Annotated in this window: 20 protein-coding genes; 8 read left to right on the top strand and 12 right to left on the bottom strand. The window is 57.5% G+C overall.

Annotated elements, in window-relative coordinates:
• Positions 1-392 precede the first annotated feature (392 nt).
• The 3 genes from ACXADZ_RS07000 (at position 393) to ACXADZ_RS06990 (ending at position 3,800) form a co-directional block, all read left to right on the top strand.
• Entirely contained in the window at positions 393-2,144 is a 1,752-nt protein-coding gene (locus ACXADZ_RS07000) for an acetolactate synthase 3 large subunit (RefSeq protein WP_475194189.1), read from the top strand.
• Between the two features lie 69 nt (positions 2,145-2,213).
• Entirely contained in the window at positions 2,214-2,774 is a 561-nt protein-coding gene (gene ilvN / locus ACXADZ_RS06995; protein WP_475194187.1) for an acetolactate synthase small subunit, read from the top strand.
• A gap of 306 nt (positions 2,775-3,080) precedes the next feature.
• Complete coding sequence (locus ACXADZ_RS06990) at positions 3,081-3,800, top strand: helix-turn-helix domain-containing protein (protein ID WP_171185759.1); 720 nt, start codon at positions 3,081-3,083, stop codon at positions 3,798-3,800.
• Here the strand turns inward: ACXADZ_RS06990 and ACXADZ_RS06985 are convergent.
• From ACXADZ_RS06985 to prfB, 4 genes are all read right to left on the bottom strand, one after another.
• Positions 3,797-4,594: a DUF2189 domain-containing protein gene (locus ACXADZ_RS06985; RefSeq protein WP_475194185.1), complete on the bottom strand. Its 798-nt coding sequence runs from the start codon at positions 4,592-4,594 to the stop codon at positions 3,797-3,799. The genes ACXADZ_RS06990 and ACXADZ_RS06985 overlap by 4 nt on opposite strands.
• Positions 4,595-4,619: 25 nt before the next feature.
• Positions 4,620-6,020 (bottom strand): amidase, encoded by a 1,401-nt coding sequence (locus ACXADZ_RS06980; RefSeq protein WP_475194181.1) that lies wholly within the window; start codon positions 6,018-6,020, stop codon positions 4,620-4,622.
• 104 nt (positions 6,021-6,124) lie between these two features.
• Positions 6,125-6,829: a M50 family metallopeptidase gene (locus ACXADZ_RS06975; RefSeq protein WP_475194178.1), complete on the bottom strand. Its 705-nt coding sequence runs from the start codon at positions 6,827-6,829 to the stop codon at positions 6,125-6,127.
• A 1-nt stretch (position 6,830) separates the two neighbouring features.
• Entirely contained in the window at positions 6,831-7,958 is a 1,128-nt protein-coding gene (prfB, locus tag ACXADZ_RS06970; RefSeq protein ID WP_171090621.1) for a peptide chain release factor 2, read from the bottom strand.
• A 77-nt stretch (positions 7,959-8,035) separates the two neighbouring features.
• Here prfB and ACXADZ_RS06965 point away from each other — a divergent pair, with 77 nt between their 5' ends.
• A complete protein-coding gene (locus ACXADZ_RS06965; protein ID WP_475194171.1) occupies positions 8,036-8,866 on the top strand; it encodes an aminoglycoside phosphotransferase family protein in 831 nt (276 codons plus the stop codon).
• Here the strand turns inward: ACXADZ_RS06965 and ACXADZ_RS06960 are convergent.
• The 3 genes from ACXADZ_RS06960 to ACXADZ_RS06950 form a co-directional block, all read right to left on the bottom strand.
• Positions 8,860-11,349 (bottom strand): penicillin-binding protein 1A, encoded by a 2,490-nt coding sequence (locus ACXADZ_RS06960; RefSeq protein WP_171090625.1) that lies wholly within the window; start codon positions 11,347-11,349, stop codon positions 8,860-8,862. The two genes, ACXADZ_RS06965 and ACXADZ_RS06960, sit on opposite strands and share 7 nt — an antisense overlap.
• A 94-nt stretch (positions 11,350-11,443) precedes the next feature.
• A complete protein-coding gene (locus ACXADZ_RS06955) occupies positions 11,444-12,664 on the bottom strand; it encodes an N-acetylmuramoyl-L-alanine amidase (protein WP_475194164.1) in 1,221 nt (406 codons plus the stop codon).
• Between the two features lie 66 nt (positions 12,665-12,730).
• Complete coding sequence (locus ACXADZ_RS06950; protein WP_475194159.1) at positions 12,731-13,894, bottom strand: pyridoxal phosphate-dependent aminotransferase; 1,164 nt, start codon at positions 13,892-13,894, stop codon at positions 12,731-12,733.
• Between ACXADZ_RS06950 and ACXADZ_RS06945 the strand changes: the two genes are divergently transcribed.
• A complete protein-coding gene (locus tag ACXADZ_RS06945) occupies positions 13,893-15,275 on the top strand; it encodes a M48 family metalloprotease (RefSeq protein ID WP_171647641.1) in 1,383 nt (460 codons plus the stop codon). The genes ACXADZ_RS06950 and ACXADZ_RS06945 overlap by 2 nt on opposite strands.
• A complete protein-coding gene (locus tag ACXADZ_RS06940) occupies positions 15,272-16,030 on the top strand; it encodes a DsbA family protein (protein WP_475194154.1) in 759 nt (252 codons plus the stop codon). The genes ACXADZ_RS06945 and ACXADZ_RS06940 overlap by 4 nt, the downstream gene beginning before the upstream one ends.
• 127 nt (positions 16,031-16,157) lie before the next feature.
• Here the strand turns inward: ACXADZ_RS06940 and ACXADZ_RS06935 are convergent, their stop codons facing one another.
• From ACXADZ_RS06935 to hemA, 4 genes are all read right to left on the bottom strand, one after another.
• Complete coding sequence (locus tag ACXADZ_RS06935; protein WP_475194152.1) at positions 16,158-16,574, bottom strand: VOC family protein; 417 nt, start codon at positions 16,572-16,574, stop codon at positions 16,158-16,160.
• Between the two features lie 61 nt (positions 16,575-16,635).
• Entirely contained in the window at positions 16,636-17,757 is a 1,122-nt protein-coding gene (gene ispG / locus ACXADZ_RS06930) for a flavodoxin-dependent (E)-4-hydroxy-3-methylbut-2-enyl-diphosphate synthase (protein ID WP_171090637.1), read from the bottom strand.
• A gap of 71 nt (positions 17,758-17,828) precedes the next feature.
• The gene (locus ACXADZ_RS06925; protein WP_475194146.1) at positions 17,829-19,034 is read right to left on the bottom strand and encodes a helix-turn-helix domain-containing protein; all 1,206 of its coding nucleotides are present in this window, start codon (positions 19,032-19,034) and stop codon (positions 17,829-17,831) included.
• 129 nt (positions 19,035-19,163) lie between these two features.
• The gene (gene hemA / locus ACXADZ_RS06920) at positions 19,164-20,387 is read right to left on the bottom strand and encodes a 5-aminolevulinate synthase (protein WP_475194143.1); all 1,224 of its coding nucleotides are present in this window, start codon (positions 20,385-20,387) and stop codon (positions 19,164-19,166) included.
• A 320-nt stretch (positions 20,388-20,707) separates the two neighbouring features.
• Here hemA and ACXADZ_RS06915 point away from each other — a divergent pair, with 320 nt between their 5' ends.
• Positions 20,708-22,093 carry a M20/M25/M40 family metallo-hydrolase gene (locus ACXADZ_RS06915; protein ID WP_171185783.1) on the top strand — a complete coding sequence of 462 codons (1,386 nt, stop codon included), beginning with the start codon at positions 20,708-20,710 and terminating at the stop codon, positions 22,091-22,093.
• 132 nt (positions 22,094-22,225) lie between these two features.
• Here ACXADZ_RS06915 and lpdA read toward each other — a convergent pair whose 3' ends face one another.
• Complete coding sequence (gene lpdA / locus ACXADZ_RS06910; RefSeq protein ID WP_171090645.1) at positions 22,226-23,620, bottom strand: dihydrolipoyl dehydrogenase; 1,395 nt, start codon at positions 23,618-23,620, stop codon at positions 22,226-22,228.
• Positions 23,621-23,834: 214 nt separating this feature from the next.
• On the opposite strand from lpdA, the gene ACXADZ_RS06905 reads away from it, so the two are divergent.
• Positions 23,835-24,269 (top strand): hypothetical protein, encoded by a 435-nt coding sequence (locus ACXADZ_RS06905; RefSeq protein ID WP_475194128.1) that lies wholly within the window; start codon positions 23,835-23,837, stop codon positions 24,267-24,269.
• Positions 24,270-24,281: the final 12 nt, after the last annotated feature.

The raw sequence follows: 24,281 nt of genomic DNA, 5'->3' as shown, positions 1-24,281 counted from the left end.
GACCGTGCAGCAGACATATCGGCGGATCATGCCAATTTCAGACATTGGCTTGACGCTTTCAGACCCCAAAATGCGACGGCAAAACCAGAGAATCGAGCCGCGCCTTCCCGGAAGTTCCCAACATGCGGCAATCTGCGCAATAAAATGTCGCAAAATACCACCCTCAGGACAGGAAATTTGCGATTTTGCCTGTTGACGCCCCTTCCCCCCGACCATAATGTCCCTGCACGCAAAGAAGGAGCCTCTGGCGATGAAAGCGCTAGTCGTAATCGTAGGAAAAACGCGCATGGGCCGGTAACGGAAAACCATAATCGAACCCATGCGCCTCCGAAAAAATCGGGGGCTTTTTTTTGGCAAAACGCAAGACACATGTCGCGAACGGAGCAAAGCAGATGACACGTGAGATGACCGGCGCAAAGATGGTGGTTCAGGCCCTCAAGGATCAGGGCGTGGACACGGTATTCGGATACCCCGGTGGCGCCGTCCTACCGATCTATGATGAGATCTTTCTGCAGAATGACATTCGCCACATTCTGGTGCGTCACGAACAAGGTGCGGTTCACGCTGCCGAAGGCTATGCGCGTTCGACCGGCAAGCCCGGCGTTGCGCTTGTGACCTCTGGTCCCGGGGCCACCAACGCTGTTACCGGCCTGACTGATGCTTTGATGGATTCGATCCCGATTGTGGTCCTGACGGGTCAGGTTCCCACTTTCATGATCGGATCAGACGCGTTTCAAGAGGCTGACACAGTTGGCATCACCCGCCCCTGCACCAAGCACAACTGGCTGGTGAAGGACACGGATTCGCTGGCCGAGACCATGCATGAGGCGTTCCATGTCGCTACCTCGGGCCGCCCCGGCCCTGTGTTGATCGACATCCCCAAGGACGTTCAGTTTGCGTCCGGCGAATACACCAGCCCGAAGCCTTCGACATCGCATTACCAGCCGGTATTGAAGGGCGACCTTGAGGAAATCACCGAGCTGGTTGCCGCCATCGAAACCGCCAAAAAGCCGGTTTTCTACACAGGTGGCGGCGTGATCAACTCGGGCCCCGCGGCCAGCCAACTGCTGCGTGAGCTGGTCAATTCGACCGGTATCCCGGTCACCTCGACCCTGATGGGATTGGGGGCCTACCCGGCGTCCGGTGAAAACTGGCTGGGCATGTTGGGAATGCATGGTCTCTATGAGGCCAACCTTGCGATGCATGACTGCGACCTGATGATCAATATCGGTGCACGGTTCGATGACCGGATCACAGGGCGCGTCGATGCGTTCTCTCCAAACTCGAAGAAAGCGCATATCGATATTGACCCCTCTTCCATCAACAAGGTGATCCGCGTCGATATCCCGATCGTGGGCGATGTGGCCCATGTGCTGGAAGACATCCTGAAGGTCTGGAAAGCGCGCGGTCGCAAGACCGACGCGGCGGCTATCAAGCAATGGCAGGCGCAGATCTCTGAGTGGCGCAAGGTGAACTGCCTTGCCTTCACAGCCAGCGAAAAGACCATCAAACCTCAGCACGCGTTGCAACGGCTTGAGGAACTGACCAAAAAGCACGACCGCTATATCACCACCGAAGTGGGCCAGCATCAGATGTGGGCCGCGCAGTACCTTGGCTTCGAAGACCCCAACCGCTGGATGACATCCGGTGGTCTGGGCACGATGGGTTACGGCTTCCCGGCCTCTATCGGTGTGCAGATGGCGCACCCGGATGCGCTGGTGATCAACGTGGCTGGTGAGGCATCGTGGCTGATGAACATGCAGGAAATGGGCACCGCCGTTCAGTACCGCCTGCCGGTGAAACAGTTCATCCTGAACAACGAACGTTTGGGCATGGTCCGCCAGTGGCAGGAGTTGCTGCATGGCGAGCGCTATTCACACAGTTGGTCCGAAGCCCTGCCCGACTTCGTCAAACTGGCTGAAGCGTTTGGCGCGAAAGGCATCCTGTGTTCCGACCCCACTGATCTGGACGACGCGATCATGGAAATGATCACCTATGACGGCCCGGTGATCTTCGACTGTTTGGTTGAAAAGCACGAGAACTGCTTCCCCATGATCCCGTCGGGCAAGGCCCATAACGAGATGCTGCTGGGCGAGGCCGAGACGCAGGGCGTGATCGATTCCAAAGGTTCGGTTCTGGTTTAACGTAATTCGACGGATTTAGTCGGGCGCCTTGTTGCGCCCGGCATCTCAAGGATGATGAAAGGGACATAAATGTCTGCCCTACATATCAAAAAAGGCTCTACCCGCCACTCGGCCTATAACCTACGCCCCACCTTCTCGGACGTACAGGAACGCCACACGATCGCGGTTCTGGTCGAAAACGAACCCGGCGTACTGGCCCGTGTCATCGGATTGTTCTCTGGCCGTGGCTATAACATCGAAAGCCTGACCGTGGCCGAGGTGGATCACACCGGCCATCTCAGCCGCATCACCATCGTCACCACCGGAACCCCTCAGGTGATCGAGCAGATCAAGGCGCAGTTGGGCCGGATCGTGACCGTGCATGATGTGCATGATCTGACGGTCGAAGGCCCATCGGTCGAACGGGAATTGGCCATCATCAAAGTGGTTGGTGAAGGAGACAAACGGGTCGAGGCGCTGCGCCTGGCCGATATTTTCCGCGCCAATGTGGTCGACAGCACGCTCAACTCGTTCATCTTTGAAATCACTGGTGCTCCCGACAAGATCGATGCCTTTGCCGATCTCATGCGCCCACTGGGGCTTGTCGAGGTCGCGCGGACCGGTGTCGCAGCGTTGCTGCGCGGCGATTAAACTTAGCGCCCGTTCCGAGGTATCTTGGGGCGGGGATACTTTATGGGTTGGCGGCGCAACGCGCTCGCCGCCCACGTGGCGTTATTGCGCTAAAATTGCAATAGGGGCCCGAGCTTCCGGATAAAGATCAGTCATTTTCAGATAAAGCCTATTGCCTTTGTGCTATACGACGCTAGCGTTGGGTGTGCAACGCGACGTGGGGATACGTTGCTTGGGGTTATTCTGTGCGATTTATCACTGTTCAACTGGCCTTGGCCGTGCTGTTCAGTTGGTTTCATCCGAAGGCAAAGCAACACTTGGACGGCCATGACCGACGATACCCGCAGTCCTGAAGAGCTACGCGCAATGTTCAGCGAGAATCTTCGGCGCTTGGCGCAGCAACATCGCTCGATCTCGGCCCTGTGCCGCAAACTCGGGGTGAACCGGACGCAGTTCAACAGGTATCTCTCTGGCGAAAGCGTGCCCCGACCGGATGTTCTGGACCGGATCTGTCGTTTTTTCGACGTGGACGCCCGCATCCTTCTGAAACCGCTGGATGAGATCGAAAAGTCAGAGAGTCACCCGGCAACCTCAGCCCTGACCGAGTTTCTGGGCTCCGGGTCAGACGCGATTGAGAAATCGCCGTTTGCACCCGGGTTTTATGCGGTGATCGAAAGCCTTTCGGACGAGCATCGCATGACATTGTTGCACGCCCGGCCATTGACCCAATGCACCTTGATACGGGGCTATGTTTCGCGAGCGGCGATGCCCGAAGCCCCACCGCAGGCACGCGAAATACAAGGGATCGCAGCCTGTAGCGGCGATACCGTGTACATGCTGACATCCCAGCGGGGCGGGCATAACAGCCGGGTCTATCTGATCTCACCCGATGCCACGGGAACAGCGGTTCAATGGCGCGGATCTGTGGTCAACTCAGCCGATACATCCAACCCGGAACCGGTAGTCCTCAAGTATCTGGGGCACGACTCGGCCGCGATTTTTGCCGCTGCGCGCCTATCCACAAACAATCTGGCGCAGCATTTCTAATCGGTCGCAGATGCGGTGTCCTGCTGACCATCCCCCTGCGTGATCTGCCGATACAGATGCCAACTGGCGTGGCCGAGCAAAGGCAGCACAATTAACAACCCCAGAAACCACGGCACCATCGCCACGAACGTTACAACCGCGATAAAGGCGCCCCAGCCCAGCATGACAAACAGGTTTTCCTTTACGTAGGAAAAGCTTGTGATCATGGCCGTGACAAAATCCAGTTCACGATCCAGCAACAACGGGATCGACAGAACGGTGATCATATACAGAACGGTCGCAAAGATCGCCCCTACCGCCGTTCCAACGGCCAGCATGGTCAGGCCGTTCAGAGTGAAGAAGACTTCGGTCGAGGTCGAGATGTTCGTCATCGTTGCCAGCCCCAGAAACAGGGCAAAGATCATGTGCCCCAAAAAGAACCAGAACAGAAACATCACAACGATGATCGCGCAGATCGACGGCAACTGCCTACGGCTCTGCTGTAGCACCACACCAAAGATTGCAGCAACATCCAAAGGCTCACCCTGCTCAAGCCGGTGCGAGACCTCGTAAAGCCCGACCGCTGCGAAAGGTCCGATCAACGGAAACCCGATGGCTGCCAGCACCAGCCAGAAGGTTGTTCCGGTTTGCACAGTCACCCACGCCATGGCCCAGCCCGCCAGCACGTAAAAACCCGCAAAGATCAGCCCGAATAAAGGTGCGCGACGGAAATCGGCCCATGCGCGCTGCAATGCCGAGCGCAGCATGTCGGTATTAACCGGTCGCATTTCCGGCACTCCAAAAGGCTTATCCATGATGTCCTCTCCTCCCTGTCCGGCGTTATGGCATCGCCGGTCTCTTATTTGGCCAGTTGGTTTCGGCGTGATAGGCCGCCCCAATTGACAGTAGTTTCTTGTCTGAGCCCCTTGGCCCAAACAGCTGGAACCCCATCGGTAATCCGTTTGATCCAAAGCCAGCAGGCGCCGCTAAACAGGGCAATCCAATCAGGCTGACCGGCACTGTGACGTGCATCCACCGGTGATAGGTATCCATGGCCCGACCCGCGATACTGGTCGGGTACGGGGTCTCGATCCCGAAGGGCCAGACCTGTGCGGATGGCAGAACCAGTGCGTCAAACCGAGTGAACAGGTCCGCCGCGCAGCGGAACCAGTCAGAGCGGATAACGCTGGCGTGCTGCACCTCCATCGCGCGCATGGACAGGCCGCGATCCAGTTCCCATTGTGCGGTATCTTTCAGATGATCCTTTTGTGCTGCCAAGGGCTCCAGCCCCGCCGCAACGCTGAACGACCGCAGCGTGATCCAACTTTTCCAAAGCTGTTCCGCATCGAAAGGCGGATCCACGTCTTGCACATCAGCGCCAAAGCTTTCACACACGGCCAACGCATCTTTGCAAAGATCGAGAATGCCAGGCTCGATCGGGAACGCCCCGCCCCAATCCCCAAGCCAACCGATCCGCAGCCCTTGCATGTCCGCCGGTGTCACCGGTGACACCAGAGTACTTTCAGAGGCTAAAGGCAGGCGCGGGTCTGGCCCCGAGATGACGTCGAGCAAAATGCCCAGATCCTCGGGGCTGCGGGCCATGGGGCCAAGTGTCGACAATTGATGCAGAAAGCTGTCGCCGACAGGATCAGACGGCACCCTGCCCCAGCTTGGGCGAAAGCCGTAGACATTGTTCCAGGCCGCTGGGTTACGCAGACTGCCCATCATGTCGGATCCGTCTGCCAGCGCCACCATACCCGTGGCCAGGGCCACCGCCGCCCCACCAGACGAACCTCCGCAGGTATAGTCGGCGTCATACGGGTTGCGCGTCGCACCATAAACCGGGTTGAATGTGTGCGAGCCCAATCCGAATTCCGGCGTGTTGGTCTTTCCGATCAGGATCGCCCCCGCATCCCGCATCCGGGCGGCAATCAGATCGTCACTGTCCGGCACGACACCTTTGAACAAAGGCGATCCGTGAGACGAGACCACACCTGCCACATTGACCAAATCCTTGACCGCAATTGGCAGCCCGTGCAGCGGGCCGGTGATTGGGTCACTGTCGTGCTTGCGCGCCTCGTCCATCAACGCACTCTCATCGCGCAGCGCAACGATAGCATTCACATCGCCATTCACCGCCGCGATACGATCAAGTGTGGAGCGCATCACATCCGTGGCTGAAACCTGTCGGGTTATCAGTTGTTTCAAAAGCTCTGCAGCCGATATCCTGGTCAGGTCCATAACACGCCGGTCTGTTGTTCGTCTTCAACAGCCTAGCGAGCGGTTCAGCTCATTTAAACCCACTGTTTAAATGTATCTTTTTGCCACCACAGCACTGGAACACTTCACCTTGCCGGACGACCAAAATGCAAGTTGCTGTCCGGCCCAAGGCAATGACGCAGGCACAGATAAATCGCGAGGGTACTCAGCACCAACCACACCCCGCCCCACATCATTGTTGTTCCGCCGAACTCCTCGGCCAACATGAACGCGTCAGAGCGTATGCCAGAGCGTCGGATCGTGTCGTCAAAGATGTCGAACGGCACATAGATCACACTGGTCAACCCGATGACGCGCAGCACAAGGTCGCTGACCTCGCGGCGCAGATACCAGGCGGTGGCGATCATCACCGACCCGACACCGATACAAAACACAAGTGCAAACAGATTGCGGATGTAAAGCACAGCTACCAAACTCATGACCCCGCCAAAACCTGCCAGAACTGCACGGTCAGCCCGCGTACGCAAAGCAATGATCAAAAGGCCCATGCCCAGCAAAAGCGAGCCAAGATACCCGGCGGACAGGCTGAGAAACCGGTTGCCACCCCGACCGATCACCAGCCCACCCTGCTGTGGTGAGATCGAAAAGCTTTCGACCGAGCCGCCGGTCAAAATTATCGTCACGGCGTGAGACAGCTCGTGCAGAAAGACGATCAGAATTTTCAGCGGAACCACAGCGGGTGTGTTCCAAAGCAGAAAAACCAATGTGGTGATCGCAATAAGCTGCCAGTGCCCTTTCAACAAATTGAGAAAAGAGCTTTGGCGCTTCACCTTAGCTGTCGCCCTGCGCCTCGGACCGGCTTTTACCTGCCACGTTCAGAGCCAGCGTTGCCGCCATGAAACCGTCCAGATCGCCATCCAGAACGCCCTTGGTGTCCGAAGTCTCATGGTTCGTGCGCAGATCCTTGACCATCTGGTACGGCTGCAACACGTAGGACCGGATCTGGTTGCCCCAACCTGCATCGCCTTTGGCCTCATGCGCGGCGTTGATATCGGCGTTCCGACGATCCAGTTCCTGTTGATACAAGCGCGATTTCAGTGCCTTCATGGCGATATCGCGGTTCTGGTGCTGCGATTTCTCGGACGAGGTCACCACAATCCCGGTTGGAATGTGCGTGATCCGTACCGCCGAGTCCGTGGTGTTGACGTGCTGACCACCTGCGCCGGAGGACCGGTAGGTGTCGATGCGGATGTCGGCCGGGTTCACCTCTATCTCGATATTGTCATCCACCACCGGATAGACCCAAACCGAGCTGAACGAGGTATGGCGTTTCGCCGCCGAGTCAAAAGGCGAAATCCGCACCAGCCGATGTACACCGCTTTCCGATTTCAGCCAGCCATAAGCGTTGTGGCCCGAGATCTTGTAAGCGGCAGATTTGATGCCCGCCTCTTCGCCTGCCGTTTCGGACTGCAGCTCAACCGTATAGCCCTTTTTCTCGGCCCAGCGAACGTACATCCGCGCCAGCATCGAAGCCCAGTCACAACTTTCGGTACCACCTGCGCCCGAGTTGATTTCAAGGAAGGTGTCGTTGCTGTCGGCCTCACCGTCCAGCAATGCTTCAAGCTCTTTCTTGGCGGCTTTGCCCTGCAGCGCCTTGATCGCTGCTTCAGCGTCCTGAACGACTTCTTCATCCTCTTCCATCTCGCCCAGTTCGATCAGCTCGATATTGTCGCTGAGATCGGTCTTGATTGTTTCATAGGTCTCGATGGCGTCGACCAGCATCTGCCGTTCGCGCATCAGCTTCTGCGCGTTTTCAGGGTTGTCCCACAGGTTCGGATCTTCGACACGCGCGTTGAATTCCTCAAGGCGATGCGGCGCGGTTTCATAGTCCATACGCTGCGCCAGCAGCTCCAGCGACTTTTCGATTTCCGCCACGATGTTCTGGGTTTCGGCGCGCATGGTCTTGTCCCAACTTGCTCAATCAGGCTTGCGTGATAGCAAGAGGTGCGAGACACCACAAGACGGGCCGGACGCGAATGCCAAGCACATGCGACGAGTTTCTGGACGAATGGAACCTGCAGCAGCCAGAGCTGGTTGCCGAGACCGGTCAGGCGCAGGTTTGGAAAGTGCTATCGAAACACGGACCCGCCGCATTGAAACTCTATCGCAGACCGGATCGCGGCAACGAAGCACCCGGCAGCGCGCTGTTAAATGCGTGGCGAGACCGAGGTGCGGTTCGTATTTTCAACGAAGAGCGGAGCGCTGTTCTGATGGAATGGCTGGATGGCCCGTCATTAGGTGACATTGCGCGTTCGGGGCGCCCCGATGACGCCACGAGAATCCTTGCCGAAACCGCTGCGCGACTGCATGGAAAGCCCACCATCCAGGTTCAGGGTTTGAGACCCCTGGGCCAGGTTTTCACCCCGTTATTCAATTGCGCTTTTGCGCCAACATGCCCAGCCCTTCTGCGCAATGACATGCTGTCCGCCATGGACATGGGCCGGCATCTGTTGAACAGCCAACCAGCGCCCGTGCCCCTTCACGGGGATCTTCACCCTGACAACATCATCATGACCGATGCAGGCCCACGGGTTTTCGATGCCAAAGGGTATGTCGGAGATCAGGCGTTTGAGCTGGCAAATGCACTACGACACCCAAAAGGGATGCCCGATTTGGTGCGTGATCCTCAGCAAATCGAAACCTGCCTGTCGCTCTACTCCAAAGCGCTGAAAGTGCCAAAGAAACGGCTGGCCCAATGGGCCGCTGCCAAATGCGCCTTGTCCATTTTCTGGCGATCGGACGGTGTAGTCGATAACGATCCGGAAGCAGACGTTTTGAATCTGCTTCTTTATCTATCTGATCAGTAAAGCCCGCCAGTGCTCAGGTCGCCCTGCGTGGCTTTGGGCCCGACAGTGACCGTCTGACCTGTCGAGGTCTGAACCTGCACGCCTGCGCGCTGCACTTCCTCGAACAAGGGCAGATCCGAACCGATTGCAAAGCCGCCGTCGTAGACGCGGTCGATAAAGCCATCGACGCCATCACGGAAGAATTCAGCAACAACATAGTCACCGCTGGCATCGTCAGGCAGCCGCGCGCCACTGAAACGGTCGATCTTGATGAAATGACCGCCTTCCGGCACTTCGAACGGACCGCCGCCGTATTTCTCGACAGCTTTTTCCATGAAGCTTTGGAACACAGGGCCACACATCGTGCCGCCGTAAGCCCCCCGCCCCATCGGACGCGGTCGGTCGTAGCCGATGTAGCATCCCGCCACGATGTTCGAGGTAAATCCGATGAACCACGCATCCTTGGATTCGTTGGTGGTTCCGGTCTTGCCCGCTGTCGGAACCGGCAGGTTGACATAACGCGAAGCAGTGCCACGATCCACAACGCCCGTCATCATTGAGGTCAACTGATAGGCCGTGATCGCATCCATCACCTGAGGGCGGTCCGTCACAAGGGTCGGAGATTCATCAGCGGCCATCCATGTGGAATCGCAATCCAGACACTGACGGTCGTCGTGGCGATAGATGGTTTTGCCGAAACGGTCCTGAATACGGTCGACCAGAGTGGGTTCGACCCGCTGACCGCCATTGGCAAACATCGCATAGGCAGCCACCATCTTGTAAAGCGTCGTCTCTTCGGACCCCAGCGAGTTGGCAAGGAATGCCCCCATCCGGTCGTATACGCCAAAGCGTTCCGCATAGCCTGCAACCACCGGCATCGTGACTTCTTGTGCCAGACGGATGGTCATCAGGTTCCGCGACTGCTCGATCCCGGTGCGCAGCGGCGTCGGTCCGTAGAACTTGTTCGACGAGTTCTTGGGACGCCACAGACCCTGTGGTGTGTTCACCTCAATCGGGGCATCCACCACGATGGTTGCGGGGCTATAGCCACTGTCCAGTGCGGCGGCGTAGACGAAGGGTTTGAAAGACGATCCGGGCTGACGCTGCGCCTGCGTGGCGCGATTGAACACGGTGTCCTGATACGAGAACCCGCCTTGCATCGCCAGAACACGCCCCGAGTTCACATCCATCGCAACAAAGCCGCCCTGCACTTCGGGCACCTGTCGGGCGGACCACTGCCCTTCTTCCCCGGCCATGACAAGGATCACGTCACCGCGTTTGAAGTTCGCTGCAAAATCGCCCTGCATCCACTTGATGTCCGAACGTGGGACAATTCCGTCGGCGGGCCCGTTTTCGATCCCGACCGTGAGTTGCTGGTCCGCGACATTCAGGACGACCGCAGGATACCATCGGGTCGGTAGCACCACATCGCGTGGAATTTCCATGATCGACAACGCTTCGCGCCACTGCGCCTCATCCGCCAGCGTTTCTTCTGGGATCACTTCGCCGGTTCCACGCCACCTGCCGCGTGAGCGGTCGTATTTCTGCAACGCCTCGCGCAGAGCTTTGGCAGCTTCGATCTGCATTTCTTCGTCTACAGACGCACGGACCGTAAAGCCGCCGGTAAAGAACTCGCCTTCGCCAAAATCCTCGCTCAACTGGCGGCGGATTTCGTCGGTGAAATAGTCCCGCGGCGGCAAAGCGGTGCGGAAGCTTTCAAAGTCACCGTTCTGAACCGAACGCAGCGGCATTTCGACTTCGACCTCATAGGTCGCCTGATCGATATAGCCGTTCTGGTTCATCTCACGCAGCACATAGTTGCGGCGGGCCAGAAGGCGTTCTTTTTGGCGAACCGGGTGGTAATCCGACGGGGCCTTTGGCATTGCGGCCAACATCGCAGCCTCATGCGGAGCAAGTTCCTGCAAGGTCTTGTTGAAATAGGTCTGCGCCGCAGCCGTCACACCGTACGAGTTCTGACCCAGAAAGATCTCGTTCATGTAAAGCTCGAGGATCTGTTCCTTGTCCAAGGTATCCTCAAGCCTTGTGGCGAGGATGATTTCCTTGATCTTGCGTTCAGCTCGGCGGTCACCCGACAGCAGGAAGTTCTTCATCACCTGCTGCGTGATGGTCGAGGCCCCGCGTACGGTTTCGCCCTTGCTGCGCACGGCCTCAACCCCCGCAGCGATGATACCACGCGGGTCATATCCCTGATGGGTGTAAAAGTTCTTGTCTTCCGCCGAGATAAAAGCCTGCTTCACCAGATCAGGAATTTCCTCGGACGGGGTGAACAGACGACGCTCTTGCGCGAATTCGTCGATCAGCTGACCTTCGCCCGAATAGATCCGGCTGATGGTCGGAGGCTTGTACTGTGCCAGTGATTCATGGCTGGGCAGGTCGCGCCCATACATCCAAAACACCGCACCGATTACCAGTGCGGCCATGAAAATACCCAAAGTTACGAGGCTGAAGATGGCCCCGAAAAACGAAAGAATGAACCGGATCACGTTACTGCCTTTTTCTCGCGGTGCCGTCTATATAGTGATGCTCCGCCTGAGGGTCAAAACACCAAGCGTATTCTAGCCGGTTTGCGCCGCAAGGTCACTGACCAATCAGGGATTTCCGGATCACATCCTGCTGTCGCCAGTCCTCAAGCCCCTGATAAATACCCAGAGCCATTTTCGACCGCCATTCCGGATCCTTAAGGTTTTTCAGATCTCTGGGACTGGACAAGAATCCAAGCTCGACCAGAACAGAAGGGATATCCGCCGCCTTTAGCACAGAAAAAGACGCTGTGCGCAGCGGTTTGCGGTTCATTGGGCCACCTTGCTGCGCCATGCCGTTGGCAATTGCCGAGGCCAGCGACCGTGTGCGCGGCTTGGTTTCCTGCCGCGCCAGATCCAGCAGAACATCGGCCACCTGATCGTCCGAGCCGCTGAGATCAACACCAGAAAGCAAATCCCCCCGGTCGTGTCGCTCGGCCAGTTTTGAACTTGCTACATCCGAGGCATCATCGGACAAAGTATAGACCGCCGCGCCATGAGCCTGCCCCTCGGACAGGGAATCAGCGTGCAGCGAAATGAACAGGTCGGCACCCGCGCGATGGGCCAAGGCAATCCGACGCTCAAGCGACACGAACTGATCCTCAACCCGCGTCAGGACCACCTCGTATCTGCCTGAACGCAAAAGAACTTCGCGCAGCTCACGCGCGAAAGTCAGCATCATCGTCTTCTCATTCACATTGCCGACTTCGGCACCCGGATCAATTCCGCCATGACCCGGATCCAGCATGACGCGCAGGGGTCGGTCGGCGCTGCGTGGTTCCGCTTGCGGCAGGTTGGCGGGTTCCGGCAGGTCCCAGCCCGGATTGCGCGGCGCACCTGCGGTTGCGTTGAACGTGTCGAAATCCGTACCCTTGAGGTTCAGGGACAATACGGCAGCACCCGAATCCTCGGCAACTGACAATTGCGCTGTATCAACCGCCATGGGTGCGCCTAGCTCAAGCACCAGACGCGACCAGCCAGGAACATAGGCCCCGAACTGAACACCGCTGATGCGATCTGATTGCAGGAAGTCCTGCGACTTCAAACCCGTCCAGTCGACCTCGTTAAAGTCCAGAACCATCCGATACGGGTCCTGCAAGGTGAAGATCCGGTACGGCACCCCTTGGCTGAGGCCGATATTCACCTGCACCCCAGTACGCCCGACATCCGTAATGCGGCTTTGGTCTGGCTGGACACGCGCCAGCGCGCTGAAATCCTGCGCCATCGCACCGCTGGCAAGCGCCCATATCAGGGCGATGCAAAAGAAGATCCTGCTCATAGCCTCAAGTTTTCCCGAGATCGTTTGGACGGCAGCCTATAACACTAGCTGCGTTTTGTGAACGGCTCAGGCTTTCTCCGCGATCGCATCGCGTTCGGCCATGAACAGGCGCAAACGCTCAAGACCGTCTTCAATATCTGCCGTCGCACGGGCATACGAAAAACGCAGGGTTGTGTGACCACGCTGAGGGTCGAAGTCGAGACCCGGAGTTACCGCAACGCCCGCCTTTTCAAGAATCTCGGCCGCGAAGGCACGGCTGTCATTGGTCAGGTCAGACACGTCAGCATAAACATAAAACGCGCCATCCGGCGGGGCGATGTTCGTGAACCCGGCCTTGGGCAGACCGTCCAGCATCAACGCGCGGTTACGGCGGTACACGTCCAGATTGGCCTGCAATTCGTCTTCGCAATCCATCGCCGCCAGTGCCGCAACCTGGCTCGCATGGGGCGCGCAAATGAACATGTTCTGGGCAATCCGCTCAACCACGCGCACCTGACCTTCCGGCACCACCATCCATCCGACGCGCCAGCCGGTCATCGAGAAATATTTGGAGAATGAGTTGATCACATAGCACTCATCCGTCAGCTCCAGTGCGGTGACAGCTTTGGCTTCGTATTCCAGCCCGTGATAGATTTCGTCACTTATGAACGACGCCCCTTGCCCCTGCGCCGCGTCAATAAGCGCCCCCATGGCCGCGTGATCCAGCATCGTGCCGGTCGGATTCGCAGGCGAGGCCACCATCAACCCTCTCAGGTCCATGCCCCAAATGTCATCGGCGACAGGTTGCAACCTGTTTTCAGGGGCAGTGGGCAGATCGACAGGCACCAGACCCAGTGCCTTGAGGATCTGGCGGTAAGAGGGATAACCGGGCGCGCCGATACCGACACGATCCCCGCTGTCGAACAACGCCGTGAAGGTTAGCAGAAACCCGCCTGAGGATCCGGGGGTGATGACCACTCGATCCGGGTTCAGGTCAACATCATACCACTCTCCGTAAAGCCGCGCGATCCGCTGCCTGAGCGCAGGCAACCCCAAAGCCACCGTATAACCCAAAGGGCCTTGCTCCATTGCCTTTGCCAGCGCTTCGGTCGCGCCCTTGGGGGCCCCTGTCCCCGGCTGACCGACTTCCATGTGGATGATATGGCGTCCTGCCTCTTCCGCTTTGCGCGCGGCCTCCATCACGTCCATCACAATAAACGGATCGACCCCGGACCGGGTTGAGTTTCTCATGCCCATCTCCCATGTTGCAGCCATGGCTTTTGAACGCGTATCCAGGCTGGCGTCAATCCCGGCTCTGATGCTTGCAGCTGTTGTCTGGCTGGCGGCAGTGGCGCAAACCCATGCGCAAAGCCTGATCCGCGATCCCGATATCGAGTATGGGCTGCGTGAACTGGCCTTTCCCGTGCTGCGCGCAGCGGGGTTGAACACAAACCGCGTTCAAATCCTGGTCGTCAACGACAACACGTTCAACGCTTTTGTCATCGACTACAATGCCATCTACGTGAACTACGGTCTGATTCTGAGCGTAGAGAACCCGGAAATGCTGCAGGCTGTCATCGCACATGAAGCCGCTCATATCGCAAATGGTCACCTGGCGCGCCGGGCCGAAAACCTCAAAGCTGCTCAGCGTAATGCGGGCCTTGGCACAGCCTTGGCTCTGCTTGCGGCTGCAGCGGGCGGCGGAGAAGCTGCTATTGGCATCGCCGCCGGCACGCGGGGCGCAGCCCTTCGCAGTTTTCTGGGCCACACCCGCGCCGAAGAAGCTTCGGCGGACCGCAGTGCCGCCAGCTATCTTCGGTGGGCCCAGATTTCACCCAGCGGCATGGTGGAACTGCACAGAAAATTCGCAGGTCAGGAGTTGCTGAGCGTAGCCAATCAGGATCCCTATATGCGGTCGCACCCCACCAGCCGCGAACGCCTGCGCGCAGCCGAAGCTTTTCTGGACGAATTTGGAGACAAGGCCGTTCCGAATCCGACCGCCGACTACTGGTTTGCCCGCGTCAAAGGCAAACTCTCGGCGTTTTTGCGATCACCCAATTGGACCTTGCGGCGCGCCAAGGAAGAGACCGATCGGGACATTCGCCTAATGCGCGAAGCCTCGGCCCATCATCAAAACCGCAACCTCTCCCAAGCCCGTGCCGCAATTGATGAAGCGTTGGCTATCCGTCCGGATGATCCGTTTTATTATGATCTGAAGGGGCAAATTCTGTTGGAAAACAGGCAGGTAAGCGAAGCTGTTGAAGCTTATGCAAATGCCGTTGAAATGGCCCCCAACAATGCCCTGATCCTTGCAGGTTATGGGCGGGCCCTGCTGGCGCAAGGCAAGACTAAACAGGCCCTTACTGCCCTGGAACAAGCGCGTGCGCGCGATTTTCGCAACGCGCGTTTGATGCAGGACCTGGGCGTTGCATATGCAAAAGTGGGCAACAACGGCATGGCATCGACTGTGACAGCCGAGCGGTATGCGCTGCAAGGGCGACTAGAAGATGCCGGAATTCACGCAAAACGCGCCGTGGCGCGACTGCCCGAAGGTTCACCGGGTTGGCAAAGGGCACAAGACGTGCTGATTGCATCCGAACGATTCAAGAGAAACAAAAGGAAACGGAAATGATCCTCAGACATGCTGCACCCGCCCTTCTGGGGCTTTCCATGGCTGCGACCTCGGCGCAGGCGCTGGACCTGAACGCGATGAGCGATGCCGAAAAGGTTGAGTTTGGCGCGCAGGTACGGGAATACCTGCTGGAAAACCCCGAAGTCATTATCGAAGCGATCAACATCCTGGAACAGCGCAACGCCGCAGCCGAAGCGCTGGCTGACAAGGAACTGATCGCGGCCAACGAAGACGAGCTTTTCAACGACGGCTATAGCTGGGTGGGCGGCAACCCGGATGGAGACATCACTCTGGTCGAATTCATGGACTACCGCTGTGGCTATTGCCGACGTGCCGTACCCGAAGTTGCCAGCCTGTTGGCCGAAGACGGTAATATCCGCCTTGTCATCAAAGAACTCCCCATCCTGGGTGATGCCTCTGTCTTGTCCTCGCGCTTTGCCGTTGCGACCAAGCAGGTGGCCGGAGACGACGCTTACAAACAGGTCCACGACGCGCTGCTGGAGTTCACCGGCGAGCCTAATGAAATCTCTTTACGCCGCATCTCGGACGGATTGGGCCTGGACAGCGATGCGATCATCGCCGCGATGGACAGCGACAGCGTTACGGATGAAATCACCCGTACCCGAGCGCTGGCGCAACGGATGCAAATCTCGGGTACGCCTTCTTTTGTTCTGGGCACCGAAATGCTGCGTGGCTTCCTGCCTGCCGATCAGATGCAACAAATCGCGGATGGTGTTCGGGCTGAGCGCGGGTAAACGAAGGATGGGGCGGCTTGGCCCGCCCCAATTCCGTTTCCTGTGCGCGTGCGACGTAGAACAAAATTCACGAAGACCCTGCTAGATCTCGAAGCCTCTCACCTTAAGAACTTCGATAACGTCTCATCTATCCTTTTCGTCCAGGTTCGTCTGGATTGCTGGAAAACAACGCGATCTTGTTGCCTTGAGGGTCGCGAAGGTACCCAACATAGAAATGCGCACCGTATGCGTCCCGAAAGCCTGGCTGGCCTTCATCCGCCCCACCGGCGGCAATCGCTGCGGCGTGAAGATCACGAACCTGCTTTTGATTTCGTGCCTCAAACGCAACCATCGTACCATTACCGGCTGAGGCTGGTTGCCCGTCGAACGGGGATTTCACATAAAATTCTGGCAAGGAAACGGACTGGCCCGGCTCGGCTGGCAAGGCATAGCTTAAATCGCCATGATACCTCTCCAGTTCATACCCCAAGGTCGGCAGGAAGGCAGAGTAAAACTGCTCGGCGCGTGCGATGTCGTCTACGCCAACGGTGATATAGGCGATCATTCCTTGGCCCCTTTTGCAGACTTGCCATTTAAGACGCGTAGCAGGTCTCGACCGAGTGTATCTACTCTGCCGCTTCGGCCTGTGCGTCGAGTTCAGCCGCTTTCTTCTCGACCTGCTCCACGATGTGATCAATCATCTGATCGTTGGACATCTTGTGGCTGGCCTTGCCCGCCAGATAGACCATGCCGGACCCTGCCCCGCCGCCGGTAAAGCCAACGTCGGTCATCAAAGCCTCGCCTGGACCGTTCACGACACAGCCGATGATCGAAAGGCTCATCGGTGTCTTGATGTGCTCTAGCCTGTGCTCAAGCTGTTCCACGGTTTTGATCACGTCAAATCCCTGCCGGGCGCAGGACGGGCACGAAATGATGTTCACACCGCGATGGCGAAGACCCAGAGATTTCAGGATTTCAAAGCCAACTTTGACCTCTTCCACCGGGTCTGCGGACAAGCTGACGCGGATCGTGTCGCCGATTCCCATCCACAGCAGGTTGCCCAGACCGATGGCCGATTTGATGGTGCCGCTGACCAGCCCACCAGCCTCGGTGATACCGAGGTGGATAGGCGCGTCTGTGGCCTCGGCAATGCCCTGATAAGCGGCGGCAGACAGGAAGACATCGCTGGCCTTCACGCTGATCTTGAATTCGTGAAAGTCGTTGTCTTGCAGGATACGGATATGTTCCAACCCGCTTTCCACCATCGCCTCGGGGCATGGTTCGCCGTATTTCTCAAGCAGGTGCTTTTCCAAAGACCCCGCGTTCACGCCGATGCGGATCGAACAATTGTGGTCGCGCGCAGCTTGGATCACTTCCTTCACACGAGTTTCATCGCCAATGTTGCCGGGATTGATACGAAGGCAAGCCGCCCCTGCCTCGGCTGCTTCGATGCCACGGCGATAGTGAAAGTGAATATCTGCCACAATCGGCACGGGGCTTTCGCGCACGATTTCTTTCAGCGCTTTGGACGATGCCTCATCCGGGACCGAAACGCGTACAATATCGGCGCCCGCTTCGGCCGCGGCCTGAACCTGCGCCACGGTCGCTGCCACATCGGTGGTCAGCGTGTTGGTCATGGTCTGCACCGCGATGGGCGCGTCGCCGCCAACCGGGACGTTGCCAACCATGATTTGACGGGATTTACGGCGATAGATGTCGCGCCAGGGGCGTACGTGATTGAGGGACATAAGGACGGATCCGCGTCTGCCAGAGTTGCGACTGTAGATAGTTCGGCAACGGGGTCACCGCAATGGCTAGATCACTCGGCGGGCGCTTCTGTCGCCTCGGTCTGCAGTTCAGCCACCAGTTGCTTGAGCGCGCTGTTCTGCTCGGCCTCAAGATCGGCCACGGCATAAGTCTCGGACACGGCATCTTTCGACAGGACGACACCTTTGGCAACCGTACCCGGTGCCCCGGCCGGGCCGTAATGCTCACCGTTCATTGAGAAGTAAACCGACCCAGACGCCCCGGCCCGCAACTGCGGTGGTTCTTCTGTCAGGGGCACCTCAAAAACGCTGCCCTGCTCAACCGTGCCCAAAGTGCCTTCAAAGATGATGCTGCCGTCAGCCGCAGTCACGCGCATCCAAGCCGGGTCCACGGCCACGATCTTTAGCGTTGTGTCGATCTGCTCGACCACCTGTGGCAATGCAGGACGTTCAACTGTGTGTACATCTGCCACTTCGAACTGCGGCAGCTCGGGCGGACGGAACGTTCCGACCTCACGCGGATCAAGCGTTGAAATAGGCGCATCACGCGCCACCAGAACCGGAACGTCCAAAGCCTGCGGACGATAAAGACGGTCCAGCGCCTCAGCGCTTGCCGTCTCGACAGGGCTGTCCGATACAGTACTGCGGGCTGCATCCAGCGGATCAAGATCGGACAGAACGACAGGGGCTTGTTCCACCGGGCTGACTTGCACCTGCTGGATTTTGTTCAGAACGGCCCAGCCACCATAGCCGATGCCGCCAATGACCGCCAACAAGACCAGCGAAGACCCGATGGCCCGAGGCTCGATCTGGCTGACCAGAGGTTCCTTGCCCGGAATGAAGGGCGTGTTGGGCGAGATGAACGGATCGCGTCCCATCGGACCACGTGCCGGAAGACCACCCGTGGGTTTGCGGACAACCGATGCCTCGGCCGACATGCCGTGCGCGACTTCAAACCCGCTTTCCTGACAGAAGGTCGCAAAAGTCTCATCCGGGTTCATGCCCAGATAACGTGCATAAGAACGCACATACCCGGCTATGAAGCCGGGTGTATCAAATGCACCAGGATCGGCGTTTTCGATTGCGGCGATGTAGTTGGCTTTGATCCGCAGTTCACGTTGAACATCCAGAAGAGATTTGCCCATCGTTGCGCGTTCACCGCGCATCTTGTCGCCTAAACGAATCTCGTAATCGTCAAACCCTTTTGGCCTGACGTCTACATCTTCTTCGGACTCGCGCTGAGATCTGCGCCCAATCATCCCTGCTGCCCCATTCTGCCTGTCGCGTATTTCGCGTTAGCGGCGAATCATCCCCACAATGATTCGTCTGCCAATTTTGTTAACCTAAGCTTAACACGCGGCAATCACGTTGCACACTTTGGCGTGAGGTTAACCGGCAAGTTCGGCGCGATTTAGCGCACAATGTGACCAAAGTTCGTCCATCGCCTGCACCAAACGGTTCATTTCGTCGGGTCCATGCACCGGAGACGGGGTAAACCGAAGCCTTTCGGTGCCACGCGGGACAGTCGGGAAATTGATGGGCTGCACGTAAATGCCATAATCATCCAGCAACATATCGCTGAGCTTTTTGGTGTGCACAGGGTTACCAACGATCACGGGCACAATGTGACTTCCATGATCAATCAAAGGCAGACCCATACCTTTCAGTCGCAGCTTGAGGATCTTGGCCTGAGTCTGATGCTGGTCACGCAGCTCCTGCGCGGTTTTCAGATGCGCAACCGAAGCGGCGGCACCCGCAGCGACGGCAGGCGGCAGTGATGTCGTAAAGATGAAGCCCGGCGCATAAGAGCGCACAGCGTCACACATCTTGGCGCTTGCCGCGATATAGCCACCCATAACGCCGTACGCTTTGGCGAGGGTTCCATTGATAATGTCGATCCGATGGGCCAAACGGTCACGTTCAGTCACGCCACCGCCACGCGGGCCGTACATGCCAACCGCGTGCACCTCGTCGATATAAGTCAGCGCGCCAAATTCAGCGGCCAGATCGCAGATTTCTTCAATCGGGCCAAAATCGCCGTCCATCGAATAGACCGACTCAAATGCAATCAGCTTGGGCGCGGCGGGATCGTCTGCTTCAAGCAGCTCACGCAGATGCGCCACGTCATTGTGCCGGAAAATCCGCTTAGAACCGCCGTTGCGGCGCACACCTTCGATCATCGAGGCATGGTTCAGCGCGTCGGAATAAATGATCAGACCAGGAAACAGCTTGGGCAGAGTGCTGAGTGTTGCATCATTGGCTATATAGGCGCTGGTGAACAACAACGCGGCTTCTTTGCCGTGCAGATCAGCCAATTCGGCTTCAAGCCTTTTGTGGTAAACCGTGGTGCCCGAGATGTTGCGCGTCCCGCCAGACCCTGCACCTGCGGCGTCCACAGCCTCGTGCATGGCATTCAGAACCACCGGGTGCTGCCCCATGCCCAGGTAATCGTTGCCACACCACACGGTGATGTTCTGTTGCGACCCATCCGGGCGCGTGCGTACTGCATGAGGAAAATGTCCGTTGCGACGTTCGATGTCGATGAAGGTCCGGTAACGTCCTTCGTCATGCAGCCTGGCAATCGCTGAATCGAGCTGAGCAGTATAGTCCAACGGACCCTCCTTGAGCGCCCAAATTGGTTTCCCTTGGGCTAATAGTCTGCCGCCTTAAACAGTGTAACCTGCTTCAGCAGCTTTGCGTTCCTTAGTTTAGCTGGTTACAGCCGAACAGGTGAACCCAACTTTGATTTGCATCAAATAAAAGGTTGCGCCCCCTACGACAAGTAAAGTTACGGCCATCGAACGCGTGGAAACGACGCAGGCGCCGTCAAGTCAGTGCGCTGAGTAGACATTTAACTTTTCGACACAACCGCTCTGGACGGCGCCGTTGACGCTGCTAGGGTTCGCCCAACCTAGAAAAGCAGGAGCCCCCTATGTCGCTAGACACTGTGCTGAACCGGATTGACGATGATTTACAAACGTCGATCGACCGTCTGATGGAATTGCTGCGAATCCAGTCCATTTCAACCGATCCCGCATTCAAGGACGAGGTAAGCCGCGCCGCAGATTGGCTAGTCGATGACCTCCGCAGTATCGGGATTGCTGCTGAAAAGCGGGAAACTCCCGGCCACCCTATGGTTGTCGGTCATGTGGGAGAGGACACAGACGCCCCGCATATTCTGTTCTACGGTCACTACGATGTTCAGCCAGTCGACCCTTTGAACCTCTGGACCCGCGATCCTTTCGATCCCGCGATTGAAGAAACAGCACATGGTCCGGTGATCCGCGGGCGCGGCGCATCTGACGACAAAGGACAATTGATGACCTTTGTCGAAGCCTGCCGGGCCTGGAAGGCCGTCCATGGGTCCATGCCCTGTCGCATCACCTTTTTCTTCGAAGGCGAGGAAGAATCCGGCTCGCCCTCTCTGGTTCCTTTCCTCAAGGAAAATGCGGCCGAGCTTAAAGCAGATTTGGCACTTGTTTGCGACACCTCGATGGTGTCACGCGGCGTTCCCTCGATTGCCGCCCAATTGCGCGGCATGCTGAAGGACGAGTTCACAATCATAGGTCCCCGGATCGATCTGCATTCCGGCCACTATGGTGGCCCCGGCCTGAACCCGCTGCGGGAATTGTCCAAGATCGTCTCCTCGTTCTACGATGACGAAACCGGGCGCGTCGCGATCGAAGGGTTTTATGAGGGCGTGCACGAAGTACCCGAAGACCAGCTTCGCCAGTGGCAAAACTGCGGTTTCGACGAAGCAGATTATCTGAACTCGGTCGGTTATACCCAACCGCATGGTGAAAAGGGGTATTCGACACTTGAACAGCAATGGGCACGTCCAACACTAGAGGTGAACGGCCTATGGGGCGGCTATAATGGCGCTGGTTCGAAAACCGTGATCCCGTCGGAAGCCCATTGTAAAATTACCTGCCGCCTTGTGGGCGATATGAACCCCGATGCGTTGCGCAGGAAGATCCGCAAACACGTCGAGGAACGCCTGTCTCCGGATGCTAAAGTCGTTTGGGATAATGACTCCGAAGGCTCTCCTGCTTCCGTCATGAACATCAACCGCCCAGAATTCGAAGCCGCGCGCGCAGCCCTTTCCGATGAATGGGAGCGCGAGGCCGTGTTTACAGGCATGGGCGGGTCCATCCCGGTCGTCGGGTATTTCAACACCGTGCTTGGGCTCGATTCGATGCTGGTTGGCTATGCAAACGAAGATGATGCCATCCATTCTCCGAATGAGAAATATGACGTCAAAAGTTTCCATAAGGGCATCCGCTCGTGGGCCCGAATTCTGGATGCTTTGAATAAGTAGGTTTTTTGCGAGGCTCTGCCTCGCGCTCCGAGGTATTTTGGGCCAGATGAAGTACGGATCCCCTGCTTCATCTGGCTACAAATACCTCGGGGGAGTCGCGGCTTGCCGCGGCGGGGGTAGCGCCCCCTTCCCTTACATGTGGATCACTCGATCATAAGCGTCCAGAACGCTTTCGTGCATCATCTCTGACAAGGTTGGATGTGGGAAGACCGTGTTCATGAGGTCTTCTTCGGTGGTCTCCAACTGGCGACCCACTACGTATCCCTGAATCAGCTCGGTGACTTCTGCGCCGATCATGTGCGCACCCAGAAGTTCTCCGGTCTTTGCGTCAAAGACGGTTTTGATCAACCCCTCCGGCTCACCCAACGCAATCGCCTTGCCGTTGCCGATGAAGGGGAAGCGACCAACTTTGATGTCATAGCCTAGCTCTTTGGCTTTGGCTTCCGTGTAGCCCACGGACGCGACCTGAGGCTGGCAATATGTACATCCCGCAATGCTTTCGGGTTTAACCGGGTGCGCATGTTGGCCAGCGATCAGGTCGGCAACCATTACACCTTCGTGGCTGGCCTTGTGCGCCAACCAGGGTGCGCCGGCGATGTCACCGATGGCATAGAGCCCTTCTACCCCGGTGCGGCAATATTCATCCGTCACCACATGCGTGCGGTCGATCTTGACCCCCAGAGCTTCAAGCCCAAGGTTTTCGACATTGCCGACAATGCCAACAGCCGAGATCACGGTGTCGAATTCGTGTTTCTCGACCTTGCCCTTGACCTCGATATGGGCCGTTACCTTGCCCTTGGCACGGTCCAGCTGCTTGACCATAGCTTTTTCCATGATGGTCATGCCTTGCTTGGTGAATGCCTTTTTAGCAAAGGCGCTGATCTCGGCATCTTCCACCGGCAGCACTCGGTCCATCACCTCGACCACGGTCGTGTCGGCACCCAGCGTGTTGTAGAAGCTGGCGAATTCGATGCCGATTGCGCCAGACCCAATGACCAGCAGCTTCTTTGGCATCCGTGGCGGTTGCAGCGCATGTTTGTAGGTCCAAACCAGATCGCCGTCTGCCTCAAGCCCCGGCAATTCCCGCGCCCGCGCGCCGGTGGCCAGAATGATGTTCTTGGCTGTGAGTTCTTCGGTGCCTTTTTCGGTTTTGACACTGACCTTGCCCTTGGCAGGGATCGTGGCTTCGCCCATCACCACGGCAACCTTGTTCTTCTTCAACAGGTGGCCAATCCCACCCGACAGTTGCCCGGCCACACCCCGTGACCTTTTAACCACCGCATCCAGATCGTAGCCAATCTTGTCGGCCTTCAAACCAAAATCCTTGGCGCGTTCCATCAGGTGAAACACCTCAGACGAGCGCAGCAAGGCTTTGGTCGGAATGCAACCCCAGTTCAAGCAAATACCACCCAGATGTTCGCGTTCGACAACAACGGTTTTCAGACCCAGCTGAGCTGCGCGGATTGCAGCGACATAGCCGCCGGGGCCAGCCCCGATTACGATCAGATCATAAGATTGTGCAGCCATGTGTCCCTCTCGGCGCAGGTGTTGAGAAATTAGTTTACCATTAAACTACTTTCTGAAACACATCAACAGGCCACCCCCGCGACAAAAGCGACGCAGGGTAAGCAAAGCCTGAATGTGCGGGATTCAGCCTATACCCAAGCTCTCTCTGTGGCTAGAACAGAACCGCCGACACCGTTCGCGCATTTCTAAACAAATGACATTCAAGAGGCTGATCATGGCAAAAACTCTTAAAGACCTGCTGCTTGCTCTGCTCAACGCCACATTGATCCTTGTAGCACTTTGCCTGTTTCTGGGCTGGCAACTTGCGTCCAAGGTCGAGAGCATCACAGCAGAGTTTTCCCAAACCGTGCAGGCCGTTGCCCCTATCCGGGATGAAGTGAATGGCACGAGAACAGAGCTTGCGGCATTGCGTGCAGACCTGGCCGATTTGTCGCTGGAAAATCCTGGGGCGAATAGTGCAGCCGCGCAAGAGCTCCGGTCAGCTTTGGCCCGCCTGAACAGTTTGGAACAAAAGTTACAGGCAGCGCAGGAACGGTTGAGCAGCCTGTCGGACGAGCCTCAGGTTCTGATTGCTCAGGCCATCGAAAAAGGTGCCGACGTTGTGTCTCAGCGCGTACTGGATTTCAAAGGGTGCGAGCCAGGTTCATGAGGCTGCGCCGCG

The sequence above is a fragment of the Ruegeria sp. ABM4_193 genome (genome assembly GCF_056158705.1).
The sequence above is the reverse complement of the archived record's forward strand: the minus strand, read 5'-3'. Positions and strand labels throughout refer to the sequence as shown.

Excerpts from the sequence above, each read along its gene's own strand:
- ACXADZ_RS06940 (WP_475194154.1), top strand. The coding sequence starts at position 15,272 with ATGATCCTCAGACATGCTGCACCCGCCCTTCTGGGGCTTTCCATGGCT.
- ACXADZ_RS06915 (WP_171185783.1), top strand. The coding sequence starts at position 20,708 with ATGTCGCTAGACACTGTGCTGAACCGGATTGACGATGATTTACAAACG.
- ACXADZ_RS06985 (WP_475194185.1), bottom strand. The coding sequence starts at position 4,594 with ATGGATAAGCCTTTTGGAGTGCCGGAAATGCGACCGGTTAATACCGAC.
- ACXADZ_RS06950 (WP_475194159.1), bottom strand. The coding sequence starts at position 13,894 with ATGAGAAACTCAACCCGGTCCGGGGTCGATCCGTTTATTGTGATGGAC.
- ispG (WP_171090637.1), bottom strand. The coding sequence starts at position 17,757 with ATGTCCCTCAATCACGTACGCCCCTGGCGCGACATCTATCGCCGTAAA.
- ilvN (WP_475194187.1), top strand. The coding sequence starts at position 2,214 with ATGTCTGCCCTACATATCAAAAAAGGCTCTACCCGCCACTCGGCCTAT.
- lpdA (WP_171090645.1), bottom strand. The coding sequence starts at position 23,620 with ATGGCTGCACAATCTTATGATCTGATCGTAATCGGGGCTGGCCCCGGC.
- prfB (WP_171090621.1), bottom strand. The coding sequence starts at position 7,958 with ATGCGCGCCGAAACCCAGAACATCGTGGCGGAAATCGAAAAGTCGCTG.
- ACXADZ_RS06965 (WP_475194171.1), top strand. The coding sequence starts at position 8,036 with ATGCCAAGCACATGCGACGAGTTTCTGGACGAATGGAACCTGCAGCAG.
- ACXADZ_RS07000 (WP_475194189.1), top strand. The coding sequence starts at position 393 with ATGACACGTGAGATGACCGGCGCAAAGATGGTGGTTCAGGCCCTCAAG.
- ACXADZ_RS06955 (WP_475194164.1), bottom strand. The coding sequence starts at position 12,664 with ATGAGCAGGATCTTCTTTTGCATCGCCCTGATATGGGCGCTTGCCAGC.
- ACXADZ_RS06990 (WP_171185759.1), top strand. The coding sequence starts at position 3,081 with ATGACCGACGATACCCGCAGTCCTGAAGAGCTACGCGCAATGTTCAGC.
- ACXADZ_RS06945 (WP_171647641.1), top strand. The coding sequence starts at position 13,893 with ATGCCCATCTCCCATGTTGCAGCCATGGCTTTTGAACGCGTATCCAGG.
- ACXADZ_RS06980 (WP_475194181.1), bottom strand. The coding sequence starts at position 6,020 with ATGGACCTGACCAGGATATCGGCTGCAGAGCTTTTGAAACAACTGATA.
- ACXADZ_RS06905 (WP_475194128.1), top strand. The coding sequence starts at position 23,835 with ATGGCAAAAACTCTTAAAGACCTGCTGCTTGCTCTGCTCAACGCCACA.
- ACXADZ_RS06925 (WP_475194146.1), bottom strand. The coding sequence starts at position 19,034 with ATGATTGGGCGCAGATCTCAGCGCGAGTCCGAAGAAGATGTAGACGTC.
- ACXADZ_RS06935 (WP_475194152.1), bottom strand. The coding sequence starts at position 16,574 with ATGATCGCCTATATCACCGTTGGCGTAGACGACATCGCACGCGCCGAG.